The sequence below is a fragment of the Stenotrophomonas sp. CASM106 genome, assembly GCF_049384825.1.
GTDB lineage: Bacteria > Pseudomonadota > Gammaproteobacteria > Xanthomonadales > Xanthomonadaceae > Stenotrophomonas > Stenotrophomonas muris.
In genome coordinates, this window is record NZ_JBMRFS010000007.1 from 108,991 (window position 1) to 124,077 (window position 15,087).

Annotated in this window: 15 protein-coding genes; 12 read left to right on the plus strand and 3 right to left on the minus strand. The window is 67.3% G+C overall.

The window, feature by feature from the left end; translation table 11 throughout:
- The first annotated feature begins 38 nt into the window (after window positions 1-38).
- Together VG556_RS16815 and VG556_RS16820 are read left to right on the plus strand one after the other, a co-directional pair.
- The gene (locus tag VG556_RS16815) at window positions 39-1,046 is read left to right on the plus strand and encodes a methionine ABC transporter ATP-binding protein (RefSeq protein WP_014648473.1); all 1,008 of its coding nucleotides are present in this window, start codon (window positions 39-41) and stop codon (window positions 1,044-1,046) included.
- Window positions 1,043-1,732 (plus strand): methionine ABC transporter permease, encoded by a 690-nt coding sequence (locus VG556_RS16820; RefSeq protein ID WP_014038544.1) that lies wholly within the window; start codon window positions 1,043-1,045, stop codon window positions 1,730-1,732. Before VG556_RS16815 ends, VG556_RS16820 begins: the two co-directional genes overlap by 4 nt.
- 96 nt (window positions 1,733-1,828) lie before the next feature.
- Here the strand turns inward: VG556_RS16820 and VG556_RS16825 are convergent, their stop codons facing one another.
- The gene (locus VG556_RS16825; RefSeq protein WP_100450640.1) at window positions 1,829-2,431 is read right to left on the minus strand and encodes a lipocalin family protein; all 603 of its coding nucleotides are present in this window, start codon (window positions 2,429-2,431) and stop codon (window positions 1,829-1,831) included.
- Window positions 2,432-2,559: 128 nt separating this feature from the next.
- Here VG556_RS16825 and VG556_RS16830 point away from each other — a divergent pair, with 128 nt between their 5' ends.
- Both VG556_RS16830 and VG556_RS16835 read left to right on the plus strand, forming a co-directional pair.
- Window positions 2,560-2,883, plus strand: coding sequence for a hypothetical protein (locus VG556_RS16830; protein WP_100450639.1), 324 nt, complete (start codon window positions 2,560-2,562; stop codon window positions 2,881-2,883).
- Between the two features lie 69 nt (window positions 2,884-2,952).
- Window positions 2,953-5,049: a prolyl oligopeptidase family serine peptidase gene (locus VG556_RS16835; RefSeq protein ID WP_100450638.1), complete on the plus strand. Its 2,097-nt coding sequence runs from the start codon at window positions 2,953-2,955 to the stop codon at window positions 5,047-5,049.
- Between the two features lie 118 nt (window positions 5,050-5,167).
- Here VG556_RS16835 and VG556_RS16840 read toward each other — a convergent pair whose 3' ends face one another.
- Window positions 5,168-6,361, minus strand: coding sequence for a pyridoxal phosphate-dependent aminotransferase (locus VG556_RS16840; RefSeq protein WP_100450637.1), 1,194 nt, complete (start codon window positions 6,359-6,361; stop codon window positions 5,168-5,170).
- A 143-nt stretch (window positions 6,362-6,504) separates the two neighbouring features.
- Between VG556_RS16840 and VG556_RS16845 the strand changes: the two genes are divergently transcribed.
- From VG556_RS16845 to hslU, 8 genes are all read left to right on the plus strand, one after another.
- Window positions 6,505-8,616: a S9 family peptidase gene (locus VG556_RS16845; RefSeq protein ID WP_100450636.1), complete on the plus strand. Its 2,112-nt coding sequence runs from the start codon at window positions 6,505-6,507 to the stop codon at window positions 8,614-8,616.
- Between the two features lie 54 nt (window positions 8,617-8,670).
- Window positions 8,671-9,099, plus strand: a complete 429-nt coding sequence (locus VG556_RS16850) for a YbaN family protein (protein ID WP_075076663.1) — start codon at window positions 8,671-8,673, stop codon at window positions 9,097-9,099.
- Window positions 9,100-9,181: 82 nt separating this feature from the next.
- Window positions 9,182-9,454 (plus strand): LPS translocon maturation chaperone LptM, encoded by a 273-nt coding sequence (lptM, locus tag VG556_RS16855; RefSeq protein WP_014648465.1) that lies wholly within the window; start codon window positions 9,182-9,184, stop codon window positions 9,452-9,454.
- Window positions 9,447-10,298 carry a diaminopimelate epimerase gene (gene dapF, locus VG556_RS16860; protein WP_100450635.1) on the plus strand — a complete coding sequence of 284 codons (852 nt, stop codon included), beginning with the start codon at window positions 9,447-9,449 and terminating at the stop codon, window positions 10,296-10,298. The genes lptM and dapF overlap by 8 nt, the downstream gene beginning before the upstream one ends.
- Window positions 10,295-10,969 carry a DUF484 family protein gene (locus VG556_RS16865; RefSeq protein WP_014648463.1) on the plus strand — a complete coding sequence of 225 codons (675 nt, stop codon included), beginning with the start codon at window positions 10,295-10,297 and terminating at the stop codon, window positions 10,967-10,969. Before dapF ends, VG556_RS16865 begins: the two co-directional genes overlap by 4 nt.
- Window positions 10,970-10,985: 16 nt before the next feature.
- Complete coding sequence (xerC, locus tag VG556_RS16870; protein WP_032961202.1) at window positions 10,986-11,882, plus strand: tyrosine recombinase XerC; 897 nt, start codon at window positions 10,986-10,988, stop codon at window positions 11,880-11,882.
- Window positions 11,883-11,967: 85 nt separating this feature from the next.
- On the plus strand, window positions 11,968-12,519 hold the full coding sequence (gene hslV / locus VG556_RS16875; protein ID WP_005411093.1) for an ATP-dependent protease subunit HslV: 552 nt from the start codon (window positions 11,968-11,970) through the stop codon (window positions 12,517-12,519).
- A 103-nt stretch (window positions 12,520-12,622) separates the two neighbouring features.
- On the plus strand, window positions 12,623-13,996 hold the full coding sequence (hslU, locus tag VG556_RS16880; protein WP_100450634.1) for an ATP-dependent protease ATPase subunit HslU: 1,374 nt from the start codon (window positions 12,623-12,625) through the stop codon (window positions 13,994-13,996).
- 96 nt (window positions 13,997-14,092) lie between these two features.
- On the opposite strand, the gene VG556_RS16885 is transcribed toward hslU, so the two are convergent.
- Entirely contained in the window at window positions 14,093-15,085 is a 993-nt protein-coding gene (locus tag VG556_RS16885) for a Gfo/Idh/MocA family protein (protein WP_423180034.1), read from the minus strand.
- Window positions 15,086-15,087 lie beyond the last annotated feature (2 nt).

Here is a 15,087-nt window from a genome sequence, read left to right on the forward strand (position 1 = left end):
CACGCCCCCTTCCGTCACCCAGCCGGTGAGCCACGCCCGTGATCGAGTTCCAGCGCCTGCACAAATCCTATGCCGTTGCCGGCCGCGAAGTCAGCGCGCTGCAACCGCTGGACCTGACCATCGAGGCCGGTGAGGTATTCGGCATCATCGGCCATTCCGGCGCGGGCAAGTCGACCCTGATCCGCATGATCAACCGCCTGGAAGAACCCAGCGGTGGCCGGCTGCTGATCGGTGGCGAGGATGTCACCGCACTGGACGCGGACGGCCTGCGCACGCTGCGCCGGCGCATCGGCATGATCTTCCAGCACTTCAACCTGCTGTCGTCGCGCACGGTGGCTGGCAATGTCGCCTTCCCGCTGGAGCTGGCCGGCACGCCGCAAGCGGAGATCGACGCGCGCGTGGCCGAGCTGCTGCAGACCGTGGGCCTGGAAGCGCATGCGCAGAAGTATCCGGCGCAGCTGTCCGGCGGCCAGAAGCAGCGTGTCGGCATCGCCCGTGCGCTGGCGACCCGCCCGCAGATCCTGCTGTGCGACGAGGCCACCAGCGCGCTGGATCCGCAGACCACCGCCTCTGTGCTGTCGCTGTTGTCGAAGATCAACCGCGAGCTGGGCCTGACCATCGTGCTGATCACCCACGAGATGGACGTGATCCGCCGTGTCTGCGACCGCGTGGCCGTGCTCGATGCTGGCCAGATGGTCGAGACCGGCCCGGTTACCCGGGTGTTCCTGCATCCGCAGCACCCGACCACGCGGCGGTTCGTCAGCGAATCGGAGCACGTGGACGAAGGGGCGTTGCACCGCGATTTCGACGTGGTGGGCGGGCGCATCGTGCGCCTGACCTTCCTCGGCGGCGACACCTACGAACCCCTGCTCGGCAGCGTCGCGCGCCAGACCGGGGTCGACTACAACATCCTGTCCGGCCGTATCGACCGGATCAAGGACACCCCCTATGGTCAGCTGGTGGTCGCCCTGGTGGGCGGTGACCAGTCCGCCGCGCAGGCTGCCTTCGTGGCTGCCGGCGTGCATGTCGAGGAGCTGCGTCGATGATCATCGCCACTGCCGGCGGTTTCTTCCGTCACCTGGATGCGGGCAAGTGGGCCGACATCGGCCAGGCCACCATCGACACCCTGCTGATGCTGCTCGGTTCGCTGCCGCTGACCCTGGCCATCGGCCTGCCGCTGGGCGTGCTGCTGTACCTGTTCGGGGCGCCGCAGATGAAGCGCCGGCCGTTTGCCTATGGCGTGCTGGCTCTGGTGGTGAACCTGCTGCGCTCGGTGCCTTTCATCATCCTGATGATCGTGCTGATCCCGGTCACGCTGTTCCTGATGGGTACCTCGCTGGGCGTGCGCGGCGCGATCGTGCCGCTGGTGATCGGCGCGGCGCCGTTCTACGCGCGCCTTGTCGAGACCGCGCTGCGCGAAGTGGATCGTGGCGTGATCGAGGCGACCCAGGCGATGGGTGCCACCACCTGGCAGCTGGTCACCCGGGTGCTGCTGCCGGAAGCACGACCGGGGCTGATCGCCGGGGCGACGGTCACCACCGTGGCCCTGATCGGCTTCACCGCGATGGGCGGTGCGATTGGTTCCGGTGGCCTCGGCGACCTGGCGTTCCGCGATGGTTACCAGCGTTCGCACACCGACGTGGCGCTGGTCACCGTGGTCCTGTTGCTGGTCCTGGTGCAGCTGCTGCAGATGCTCGGCGACCGCCTGGTCGCGCATTACAGCCGCAAGTAACAGAATGCCGGGCGGCAGCCGGCCAGCGGCCGGCTCTACCCGATTGCCGGGAAAAAAACGGTAGTGCCGGCCGCTGGCCGGCAATTCCACGTGCGGTCAACGCGCGTTCGGTACTTCGTAGCCCAGCTTGCCGACCTGTTCCGGATGCTGAGGCACGCGCTTGAGCTTGTCGGTGTTCACGCCGTACTCGTCGCGCAGGCGCTCGGCCAGCTCCTTGTACAGGGCTTTGTCCATGTCCGGCGTGCGCGCGAAGATCCAGGCCATTTCGCGGCCCGGATAACCGATCAGTGCCCATGAATAGTCCGGGGCCACTTCCAGTACCCGCGAATGGGTCGGCACCACGCGATAGAACCAGGTTCGCCAGCCATGGTTGCCGCTGTCCGGATCGACGCTGGCACGTGCGCGAATTTCCTGCAGTGGTTCGCCGAAGCCATCACGGTAGCGGTAGGTGATGGCGACCTTGTGCTCGTCGCGCAGCTCGTACTCGTTGACGCTGGCGACATGCCCGCGTTCGATGAAGTTCGGCACGCGGCCGATCACATACCAGGTGCCCATGAAGCGCTTCAGGTCGATCGGCGCCCCCGGGTCGGCCGCGTCGGGGGCGCTGGCGCGGGGCGACGGCGGCTCACTGGCGGCCATGGCAGGACCTGCCAGGGACAGAGCCAGCAGCACGGCGCAGAACGGGCGGATCGAAGTCATGCGGGAGCGGGCTCCAGTGGGCTTGCACGCGCATGGTCGACTGTGTGCACGCGATCCGTCAATGGTGTCGCATCCTGTGAGAAGGGGCTTGCCCAAGCTGTGTTGCATTGTCTACCGGAGAAGCCCCCATGAACGCTCGTTCCGTCCGTCGCCCTGCAACTGAACGCGTCACCGAACGCGCCGACCCGCGCCTGCTGCGCGGCGTGCGGCAGCTGACCCTGGCTGGGCTGGCGCTGGTACTGGTCTGGCCGGCGGCGCGTGGCAGCAGCGCATGGCTGGGCTGGCTGCCGATGTGGCTGGTGGGCATGCCGCTCGCGGCCTGGTGGGCGCTGCTGCGCTTTCCGCTGCCGCACCCGTCATGGCGATGGCGGGCGCGGCGTACCGGTGGACAGGCGCGCCGTCGACCGGCTCCCGCCGCACGCGGGCGGCGCGGTCCGGCGGCCACGGCCTGACCTTCGACACGGGGGCGGCTGCAGCGATCCATGCTAGCGTTCCACAGCTTATGACTGCCTGGAGCTGCAATGTCTCGACTCGCTTCCGCCTGCCTGCTGGCTGGCATGATGACCGCTGCCTCGGTGGGGACCGCCGTGGCTGCTGAAGACGCCGATCGCTACGCCTGGCTGGAGGATGTCACCGGCGACAAGCCGCTGTCCTGGGTCAAGGAACAGAATGCCAAGTCCGAGGCGCGCCTGGCGCAGACCCCGGCCTTCAAGCAGATGGAGACCAGCATCCGCGAGGTGCTCGACTCCGACGCCAAGATTCCCGGCGTGCAGAAGATCGGCGATTACTACTACAACTTCTGGAAGGACCAGCAGCACGAGCGCGGCCTGTGGCGCCGCACCACCCTGGCCGAGTACCGCAAGGCCTCGCCGCAGTGGGAGACCGTGCTCGACCTGGATGCACTGAACAAGGCCGAGGGCGAGAACTGGGTCTGGCACGGCGCCGATTGCCTGCGCCCGGATTACAGCCGCTGCCTGATCGCGCTGTCGCGCGGCGGCGCCGACGCCGACGTCACCCGTGAGTTCGACCTGGCCAACAAGACCTGGATCAAGGACGGCTTCTTCCGTCCGGAGTCGAAGGGCGGTCTCAACTGGGTCGATCGCGACACCGTGTTCGTCTACACCGACTTCGGTGCCGGCTCGATGACCACCTCCGGCTACCCGCGCGTGGCCAAGCTGTGGAAGCGCGGCACGCCGATGGCCTCGGCCACCGTGGTGTACGAAGGCAAGCCGGAGGACATGTACATCGCGGCGATGCACGATGACACCCCGGGCTTCGAACGCAACCTGGTCAGCCGCACCCTGGCGTTCTACAACAACGAGCTCTACCTGCGTGGCGATGACGGCACGCTGACCAAGATCGATGCGCCGAACTCGGCCGAGAAGGGTTTGCACAAGCAGTGGCTGACCCTGGAACTGCGCGATCCGTGGACCGTGGGCGGCAAGACCTACGCGTCCGGTTCGCTGCTGGCGACGAAGCTGGACGACTTCCTGGCCGGCAAGCGCGACTTCGACGTGCTGTTCACCCCGACCGCGACCACCTCGCTGGCCAGTGCCAGCTGGACCAAGAGCCACCTGGTGCTGAATGTGCTGGACGACGTCAAGAACCGCCTGTCGGTGCTGACCCCGGGCGCCGACGGCTGGCAGACCAGCCGCTTCGTCGGCGCCCCGGCCTTTGGCACGCTGGGCGTGGCTGCGGTGGACAGCAATGACAGCGACGCGGTGTGGCTGACCGCCACCGATTACCTGACGCCGACCACGCTGGCCCTGGCCGAGATCGGCCAGGCACCGGAAACGCTGAAGACCATGCCGGCCTTCTTCGATGCCAAGGGCAAGGTGATCGAGCAGCACTTCGCCACCAGCAAGGACGGCACCCGCGTGCCGTATTTCGTGGTGCACGACAGGGCGATGAAGCTCGATGGCTCCAACCCGACCCTGCTGTATGGCTACGGTGGTTTCGAGATCTCGCTGACCCCGAGCTATTCCGGTGGCATGGGTCGCGCCTGGCTGGAGAAGGGCGGCGTGTACGTGGTCGCCAACATCCGCGGCGGCGGCGAGTACGGCCCGCGCTGGCACCAGGCGGCGCTGAAGCAGAACCGTCACAAGGCCTATGAAGACATGGCCGCGGTGGCGCGGGACCTGGTCAAGCGCAAGATCACCAGCGCCAAGCACCTGGGCGTGCAGGGCGGCAGCAACGGTGGCCTGCTGACCGGCAACATGCTGACCCAGTACCCGGAGCTGTTCGGTGCGGTGGTGGTGCAGGTGCCGCTGCTGGACATGAAGCGCTACAGCCACCTGTTGGCGGGCGCCTCGTGGATGGCCGAGTACGGCAACCCGGATACCAGCGACTGGGAATTCATCAAGACCTTCTCGCCGTACCACCTGTTCAACGCGAAGAAGAACTACCCGCCGGTGCTGTTCACGACCTCCACCCGCGATGACCGCGTGCACCCGGGCCACGCCCGCAAGATGGCGGCGAAGATGATCGACGCCGGCAAGGACGTGACCTACTACGAGAACATCGAAGGGGGCCACGGCGGCGCAGCCAACAATGCACAGGCCGCGCATATGTCCGCGCTGGCCTACAGCTTCCTGTGGGAGCGGTTGGGCGGCAAGTAAGCAGAACGGAAAACGCCGCCCCAGGGCGGCGTTTTTCTTTACCGGTAGTGCCGGCCGCTGGCCGGCAACCGCATCATTCAGGCATTCCCGGCTTGCCGGCCAGCGGCCGGCACTACCCTCAACGTGATCCCTGCCAACGCTTCAACCCGCGCGCGATCCGCGCCACCGCCTCCTGCAACCGCGGTATTTGCTGGGTATACGCCAGCCGCACATGCTGGTTGGCGCGATGGAAGCCGAAATCCAGGCCCGGGGTGAACGCCACGTGCTCGGTTTCCAGGAAGTGCGCGCAGAACGCCTGCGCGTCGTCGGTGAACGCGCTGACATCGGCGTACAGGTAGAACGCGCCCTGCGGCTCGACTTCAATGCGGAAGCCGAGCTCACGCAACGCGGGCAGCAGGAAGTCGCGGCGTTGGCGGAACGCTTCACGGCGCTGTTCGAAGATCGCCATTGATTCCTCGCTGAAGCAGGCGAGCGCGGCGTGCTGGGCGATGCTGGAGGCGCTGATGTACAGGTTCTGCGCCAGCTTTTCCAGGTCCGGTACCGCTGCAGGCGGTGCCACCAGCCAGCCCAGCCGCCAGCCGGTCATGCCGAAGTACTTGGAAAAACTGTTCAGCACGAACGCGCTGTCGTCCACCTGCAGCACGCTGGGCGCATCCAGGCCGTAGGTCAGACCGTGGTAGATCTCGTCCACCACCAGATGGCCGCCCCGCGCGTGCAGGGCCTGCGACAGTGCCGCCAGTTCGTCGGCGGACAGCACGGTGCCGGTCGGATTGGCCGGTGAGGCGACCAGCGCGCCGACGCTGTCGTCATTCCAGTGCTGTTCCACCAGCGAAGGGGTCAGCTGGTAGGCGGTGTCCGGGCCGACTGGCACCAGCTGCGCGCCGCCCTCGACGAGGCGCAGGAAGTGGCGGTTGCAGGGGTAGCCGGGGTCGGCCAGCAGCCAGTGGCGGCCGGGATCGACCAGCAGGCTGCTGGCCAGCAGCAGCGCACCGGACCCACCCGGGGTGACCAGGATGCGTTCGGGATCGACATCCAGCCCATAGTGGCTGCGGTAGAAACCGCTGATCGCCTGGCGCAGCGCCGGCAGGCCGCGCGCGGCGGTGTAGCGGGTGTGGCCGGCGGCCAGTGCGGCCTGGCCGGCACGCACGACGGGCTCGGCGGTAGTGAAGTCCGGTTCGCCGATTTCCAGGTGGATCACATCGTGGCCTGCCTGTTCCAGCGCCTGCGCGCGGGCCAGCAGGGACATCACGTGGAACGGAGCGATTTCATGGCTGCGCCGGCTGTAGCCCGGCGTGTGGGGCGGGGTGCTCATGTGCCCATGGTACGCCGGCCGGCGCAACCCATGACGTTCCGCAGGGTTGCCGCATTGCCGCGATTGGGGTCAGATCCCTTTTCGGGAAAAGGGATCTGACCCCGTCGAAGACCATTGCATTGATGCGCCAGGAGCCTTATCTCATGAAGTCCACCCTCTGCCTGTTGCTCGCCAGCCTGATGACCACGACTGCTACCGCCGCCACGCCGCCCGTTCCGCCGGATGCCGCCAAGCATCCGCACGTGGTCAAGGCGCCGTTCGGCGCGACCCGCAACGATGACTATTACTGGCTGCGCGACGACAAGCGCGAGAACAAGGACATGCTGGCCTACCTGCAGGCAGAGAATGCCTACGCCGACCAGCTGCTGGCACCGCTGAAGCCACTGGAAGACACCCTGTACAAGGAGATCGTCGGCCGCATCAAGCAGGACGATTCCAGCGTGCCGGCGCGCGAGCGCGGCTACTGGTACTACAGCCGCTTCGAGACCGGCCAGGATTACCCCATCCACGCGCGCCGCAAGGGCAGCATGGAGGCGGCCGAGGAAGTCCTGCTGGACGTCAACGCGATGGCCGCCGGCAAGGGCTACTTCAGCGTCGGTTCGATGGAAGTCAGCCAGGACAACCAGCTGCTGGCCTGGGCCGACGATGACGTCGGCCGCCGCCAGTACACGATCCGCTTCAAGGACCTGGCCACCGGCACGGTGCTGCCCGATGTGATCACCGGCAGCTCCGGCGATCTGGTCTGGGCCGACGACAACCGCACCGTGCTGTATGTCGAGAACGATCCGGAAACGCTGCTGACCGTGCGCGTGAAGAAGCACGTGCTGGGCACCCCGGCCAGCGCCGACACCGTCGTCTACGAAGAGAAGGACGACAGCTTCTACATGGGCATCGGCCGCACCCGCGACGATCGCTTCATCACCATCGGCGTGCACAGCACCGTGTCCTCGGAAGAGCGCTATGCGCCGGCCAGCGACCCGACCACCTTCACCGTGCTGGCGCCGCGCCAGCGTGACGTCGAATACGATGCCGACCACCATGACGGCCGCTGGGTGATCCGCACCAACGATGGTGCGAAGAATTTCAAGCTGGTCACCGCACCGACCGATGCCACCTCGCGCGCGCAATGGAAAGACTGGATCGCGCATGACGATGCGGTGTTCATCGAAGGCTTCGAACTGTTCGACACGTACACCGCCATCGCCGAACGGTCCGAGGGCCTGGAGCGCATCCGCCTGCTGTTCAAGGACGGGCGCAGCGACTACGTGAAGGCCGACGAGCCGGCCTATTCGATGGGCCTGGGCGATAACACCGAGGCCGATACGCCGTGGCTGCGCTACGTCTACACCTCGATGACCACCCCGACCACCGTGTTCGAGCTGAACACCGCCACCGGCGAGCGTCGCCAGCTGAAGGTGCAGCCGGTGGTCGGCTATGACGCCTCGAAGTACGAGACCAACCGCGTCTGGATCACCGCGCGCGATGGCGTGAAGGTGCCGGTGTCGCTGGTCTACCGCAAGGGCTACCAGAAGGACGGCAAGGGCGCGCTGTTCCAGTACGCCTACGGCAGCTACGGCATGTCGATGGATCCGTACTTCAACCAGACCGCGGTCAGCCTGCTTGATCGTGGCGTGGTGTATGCCATCGCCCACATCCGTGGCGGCCAGGAGATGGGGCGCGACTGGTACGAGAACGGCAAGCTGCTGCACAAGCAGAACACCTTCAACGACTTCATCGACGTCACCCGTGGCCTGGTAGCACAGGGCTGGGCGGCGAAGGATCGCGTGGCCGCGTCCGGTGGCAGCGCCGGCGGCCTGCTGATGGGCGCGGTGGCCAACCAGGCGCCGCAGGATTACCGGGTGATGGTGGCGCAGGTGCCGTTCGTCGACGTGGTCACCACCATGCTCGACCCGACCATTCCGTTGACCACCAACGAATACGACGAGTGGGGCAACCCGGAGCAGAAGCCGTATTACGACTACATGCTGTCCTACTCGCCCTATGACAACGTGAAGCAGCAGGCGTACCCGGCGCTGTACGTGGGTACCGGCCTGTGGGATTCGCAGGTGCAGTACTGGGAGCCCGCCAAATGGGTGGCCAAGCTGCGTGACGACAACACCGGCCACTACCCGATCCTGTTCCGCACCAACATGGAAGCTGGCCACGGCGGCAAGTCGGGGCGCTTCCAGCGCTACCGTGAACTGTCCGAGTCGTACGCGTTCGTGCTGCAGCAGCTGGGCATCGCCCAGCCGTAACGGCGAAGGGGCGCCGGGCGCTGCCTGGCACCCCGAACCGGTATCCTTGCGGCCATGAGCCTGCCCGAGCCATCTGCACCCCGCGATAGCGCCACGCCGCCGCGCGTGGTGCGTTTCCGCTGGGCATGGTGGCTGCTGGCGTACGTCAGCCTGGGCACCGGCATCGTCGGCATCTTCGTTCCGGGGCTGCCGACCACCGTATTCATCCTGATCTCGGCCTGGGCCGCCTCGCGCGGTTCGGAGCGCCTGCATACCTGGCTGCTGCAGCATCCGCGTTTCGGCCCGGCCATCGCCAACTGGCAGGCACACGGGGCGGTCAGCCGCTACGGCAAGTGGATGGCCACGATCACCATGGCGGTATGCGCCGGCATCATGCTGTGGTGCGTGCCGATCGCCTGGGTGAAGTGGTTCTCGATCGGCAGCATGACCGTGGTCGCAATCTGGCTGTGGACGCGGCCGCTGCCACCACCGCCCGCGGATTGAGCGCCGGCGGTAGTGCCGGCCGCTGGCCGGCAACCCGATTCCCTGCACCAACCGCTCAGCCGCCAATGGCTATACTCGGGGCATGAAGATCCCCCATCGAAACGCCATCCTGATTCCGCTGGCAGCGGCCTCGCTGCTGCTCCTCGCCGCCTGCGGCAACAAGGGCCCGCTGGTACTGCCGCAGAAGCCGGTGCCGGTGGAAGAAACTGTCGAACCCGCTGCCGAGCCCGCCACCGAGGCGACTGCGCCGCAGACCCAGGGCAGCGGCACCCCGGCCACGACCGTGGAGCCGGCCGCACCGGCCACCCAGCCGGCGCCCACGCCCGCGAAGAAGGCGGGCAGCGGGAATGAGTAAGGCCGGTTCCAAGGCCCTGCGTTTCAGCAAGATGCATGGCGCGGGCAATGATTTCGTAGTGATCGACCTGCGTGACGGCACCGCACCGCCCACGCCCGAGCTGGCCGCGCGCCTGGCCGACCGCCACACCGGCGTTGGCTGCGACCAGATCCTGACCATCGAGGCACCGCGTGCGGACGGTTCGGTGGCCTCGTACCGCATCTGGAATGCCGACGGCTCCAATTCCGAGCAGTGCGGCAACGGCGCGCGCTGCATCGCCGCCTGGCTGGTGCGCGAGGGCAGTGCGCAGGGCGATGCATTCGTCATCGACAGCCCGCTGGCCAGCCATGAAGTGAAGGTGCTGGGCGAAGGGCAGTTTGCGGTGACGATGGGCGTGCCCGCCTTCGAGCCGGCCAACGTGCCGCTGATGGGCTTTGCGCACGCGCGCGAGGAATACCTGCTGCCGCTGCAGGGCGAGAGCGTACGCTTCGCCGCGGTGTCGATGGGCAACCCGCATGCGGTGATCGAAGTGGGCCTGGTCGATGCTGCACCGGTCGAGCGCGTCGGTGCGCTGCTGCAGCAGCATGCGTCGTTCCCGCGCTCGGTGAACGTGGGCTTCGCCCAGGTGATGAGCCCGGCCCACGCCCGCCTGCGCGTGTTCGAGCGCGGTGTCGGCGAGACCCTGGCCTGCGGCAGTGGTGCCTGTGCCGCCGCGGTGACCCTGATGCAGCGCGGCCGCCTGCAGCGCGATGCCCGCATCAGCCTGCCCGGTGGCGACCTGCGCATCCAGTGGCCGGGCGATGGCCAGCCGGTGGTGATGGCGGGCCCGACCGCATTCGTCTTTGAAGGGGAGTGGATGGCATGACCGAAACCGTCGACAAGCTCGGGGCCCATGAAGTCGCTGCCTGGTTGCGGCGTCATCCCGGCTTCCTCAAGCAGTTCCCGGACCTGGCCCTGACCCTGGTGGTGCCGCGTGACGACGGCCCGACCGCGTCGCTGGCCAGCTACCAGCTGGAAGTGCTGCGCGAGAAGAACCGCGAGCTGGCACGACGGTTGGCCGATCTGGGCGCGACCGCCCAGGTCAATGAGCGCCTGGCGGTGCGCACGCACCAGCTGACCCTGGCGCTGATGAAGCAGGACAACGCGGCTGACACCCTGCGCGCGATGGCCGCCTCGCTGCAGGAAGACTTCGCCGGCGACCTGGTGCGGCTGGTGGTGCACACGCCAGTGGCCGGGCTGGAACAGGCCGACTGGCTGCAGGTGATTGCCGCGGATGATCCGCAGCTGGGCCCGTTCCGCGATTGCCTGAACGATGGCGAGCCGATCTGCGGCCGCCTGCAGCCGGAAAAGAATGCCGTGCTGTACGGCGTGCGCAGCGAGGAAGTGCAGACCACCGCGCTGCTGCCGCTACCGGGCGTGGGCCTGATCGCGGTCGGCAGCCACGACCCGAACCGCTTCTACCCGGGCATGGGGACGTTGTTCCTGCGCATGATGGGTGACGCGCTGGTCACTGGCCTGAAGCGCTTCCCGGGCTGAGCAGGTTGCGACGACGATGAGCGCGGTACAGGCCTTCCTGCAGCACCTGCAGGTGGAGCGGCGGATGTCGGCGCATACGCTCGACGCCTACCGCCGCGACCTGGACGCGCTGTCGGCCTGGGCCGAGCCGCGTGGCGTGGCGGTGGAGGCACTGGATGCCGAGGCGGTGCGCCAGTTCGTTGCCGATGAGCACCGCCGTGGCCTGTCGGCCAAGAGCCTGCAGAGGCGCCTGTCGGCCTGCCGAAGCTTCTATGCCTGGCTGCTCAAGCACGGGCGCATCGAGGTCAGCCCGGCAGCGACGCTGAAGGCACCGCGCGCACCGCGCCGCTTGCCACAGGTCCTCGACGCCGATGAGGCGGTGCAGCTGGTCGAGCTGGAGCCGGAGGGTGAGCTCGGCCGCCGTGACCGCGCGTTGCTGGAACTGTTCTATTCCTCTGGCCTGCGCCTGAGCGAAGTCTGCGCGCTGACCTGGCGCGATCTGGATTTCGACAGCGGGTTGGTGAACGTGCTGGGCAAGGGCAACCGCCAGCGCCGGGTGCCGTTCGGCCGGCCGGCGCGCGAAGCGCTGCAGGCGTGGCGCGCGGAAAGTGGCGGCGGCCCGGCCTCGCCGGTGTTCCCCGGCCGCAACGGGCCGATCAGCCAGCGCGCGGTGCAGATCCGCATCCGCCAGCTGGCGCAGCGCCAGGGCCTGTTCAAGCACGTGCACCCGCACATGCTGCGGCACAGTTTCGCCAGCCACATCCTGGAATCGTCCGGCGACCTGCGCGGTGTGCAGGAGCTGCTGGGCCACGCCGACATCGCCACCACGCAGATCTATACCCACCTCGATTTCCAGCACCTGGCCAAGGTCTACGACGCCGCGCATCCGCGCGCGAAGCGTCGACGCAGCAACGAGGGCAGCGGAGAAAGCTGAACGTTGCCCCTGCGGCAGCCGGTCGCGGGTGGCTTGAAGGGCGCAGCGCAGTCCCCACCTCTGGTTCTGTCACCCCGGAGGCATCATGGACCCCAGTCAGAACCCCAACGTTTTCCACGCCACCACCATCGTCTGCGTCCGTCGCGGCGAGCACGTGGCCATTGCCGGCGACGGCCAGGTCACGCTGGGCCACACCGTGATGAAGGGCAACGCGCGCAAGGTGCGCCGCCTCGGCCGTGATGGCCAGGTGCTGGCCGGCTTCGCCGGTGCCGCCGCCGATGCCTTCACCCTGTTCGAGCTGTTCGAGGCCAAGCTGGAAAAGCATGGCCAGCTGCAGCGTGCTGCGGTCGAACTGGCCAAGGATTGGCGCACCGAGCGCCGCCTCGGCAAGCTGGAAGCCCTGTTGGCGGTGGCCGACAAGGAAACCTCGCTGATCATCAGCGGCACCGGCGATGTGATCGAACCGGAGGACGGCATCATCGCCATCGGCTCGGGTGGTTCGTATGCACTGTCGGCCGCACGCGCCTTGATGGCGCACACCGAACTGGATGCGCGCACCATCGCCAGTGAAGCGATCGGCATCGCCGGCGACATCTGCATCTACACCAACCGCAACGTGGTGGTCGAGGAGCTGTGAGGGTAGCGTCGGGCGCTGGCCGGCAACCTCATGATCCCCCGCACGCGTGCCTGGTTGCCGGCCAGCGGCCGGCACTACCGACAAAGAATCCGTGAGCACATCCATGTCGAAGATCGAAGTTTCCTCCGCCACCATGACCCCGCGCGAGATCGTGCAGGAACTGGACCGGCACATCGTCGGCCAGCACGACGCCAAGCGCGCCGTGGCCATCGCCCTGCGCAACCGCTGGCGCCGCATGCAGCTGGTGCCCGAGCTGCGCAATGAAGTGATGCCGAAGAACATCCTGATGATCGGCCCGACCGGCGTCGGCAAGACCGAGATCGCGCGTCGCCTGGCCACGCTGGCCAACGCGCCGTTCGTGAAGGTCGAAGCCACCCGCTTCACCGAAGTCGGCTACGTCGGCAAGGACGTCGAGCAGATCATCCGCGACCTGGCCGATACCGCGGTCAAGCTCTATCGCGAACAGGCCAAGGTGCGCGTACGCACCCAGGCCGAAGAGCGTGCCGAAGACCGCATCCTGGATGCGCTGCTGCCGCGCCGCAGCGGTGGCATCGGCTTCGATCCGGAAGTCGCCCGCAACGAGCCGTCGGCGCAGGACAACGAGACCCGCATCAAGTTCCGCAAGATGCTGCGCAACGGTGAGCTGGACGAGCGCGAGATCGAACTCGACCTGGCCGCCAACGTCAGCATGGACATCATGACCCCGCCGGGCATGGAGGAAATGGGCCAGCAGCTGAAGTCGATGTTCGCCAACCTCGGCGGCGGCGCCAAGGCGCACAAGCGCACGCTGACCATCAAGGCCGCGCGCCCGCTGCTGATCGAGGAAGAAGCGGGCAAGCTGGTCAACGAGGACGACATCCGCACCGCCGCGATCGAGGCCTGCGAGCAGCACGGCATCGTCTTCATCGACGAGATCGACAAGGTCGCCAAGCGTGGCGACAACGTGGGTGGTGGTGACGTGTCGCGCGAAGGCGTGCAGCGCGACCTGCTGCCGCTGGTGGAAGGCTCCAACGTGTCCACCAAGTACGGCACGATCAAGACCGACCACATCCTGTTCATCGCGTCGGGCGCGTTCCACCTGGCCAAGCCCAGCGACCTGATTCCGGAGTTGCAGGGCCGCTTCCCGATCCGCGTGGAGCTGGGTGCGCTGAGCAAGAACGATTTCGTGCGCATCCTGACCGAACCGAAGGCCGCGCTGACCAAGCAGTACGAAGCACTGCTGGCCACCGAAGGCGTCAAGGTCAGCTTCACTGCCGATGCCATTGATCGTCTGGCCGAGATCGCTTTCCAGGTGAACGAGCGCCAGGAAAACATCGGCGCGCGTCGCCTGCATACGGTGCTGGAGCGCCTGCTGGATACGCTCAGCTACGAGGCACCGGACCGCGACGGCGAAACCCTGGCCATCGACAGCGCCTACGTTGACAAGCACCTGGGTGAGCTGGTGCAGGACCCGGACCTGAGCCGCTACATCCTGTAATGCCCGGCGGGGTCGGATCCCTCGCCGTGGCGAGGGCGCTGACCCCGCTCACTGCAACAGAAAAGGCCGCCGCAAGGTGGCCTTTTTCCTGTGCGGTCAGTGCGATTGCCGGGTGCGGTAGTCCCGCAGCACCTGGTCGATCACTGCACTGGTGCGGGCGGCGCTGATGCCGTTCGAGGGCGAGTGCCCGTTGCCGCGCAGTTCGTCCACGAGGGAGGCGATCAACGGCTGCTGGATCGACGACGGGTTCGGGATGTCGAAGGCCTGCACGCCCGCTTCGGTTTCCAGCTCCACCGGAACGTCCTCGAAGGTGGCAAAGCGCAGCTGCCCACGGTCGCCGGTGATCTCGATCTGATCCTGGCGGCGGAACGCGCAGAAGCTCCATTGCGCGATGCCGTGTGTCCCCGTCCCGGTGCGGAAGCACATCGAGACGCTGTCCTCGGCGGCGTAGGCGCCGGTCAACGAGCTGGCCAGGCCACGCACATCGCTCAGCGGCCCCAGCAGATGGTCGAGCAGGTCCAGGGTATGCGAGCCCAGGTCGACGAACAGCCCGCCGCCGGCGATCGCGGGGTTGGTCCGCCAGAAGTCAGGCGATGCGACATCCACTGAATGCGGCCGGTGCAGGGTGGCGCGCACGCCGCGCACTGTGCCGATCGCGCCGTCGTCCAGCAGCTGCTTCACCTGTGCGAAGCGGGGCAGGGCACGGCGGTAGTAGGCCACGAACACGGGCACGCCGCTGCGGGCGCTGGCCGCGATGATGCGCTGGCACTCGTCGTGGTCCATGGCCATCGGCTTTTCGATGTAGACCGGCTTGCCCGCAGCAATCGCCTGCAATGCGTAGTGCATGTGCGTGGAGGGCGGTGTTGCAACGTAGACCGCGTTCACCTCCGGATCGGCGATGAGTGCATCGGCGTCCGCGTACCAGCGCGGAATCGCGTGGCGGCGTGCATAGTCTTCGGCCAATGCGGCATTGCGGCGCATGACCGCCGCCACCCGCGAGCCGGGCGTACTGGCGAGCGCCGGACCGCTCTTCTTCTCGGTGACGCTGCCGCAGCCGATGAAGCCCCACACCACGTTGTCCAGGATCATCG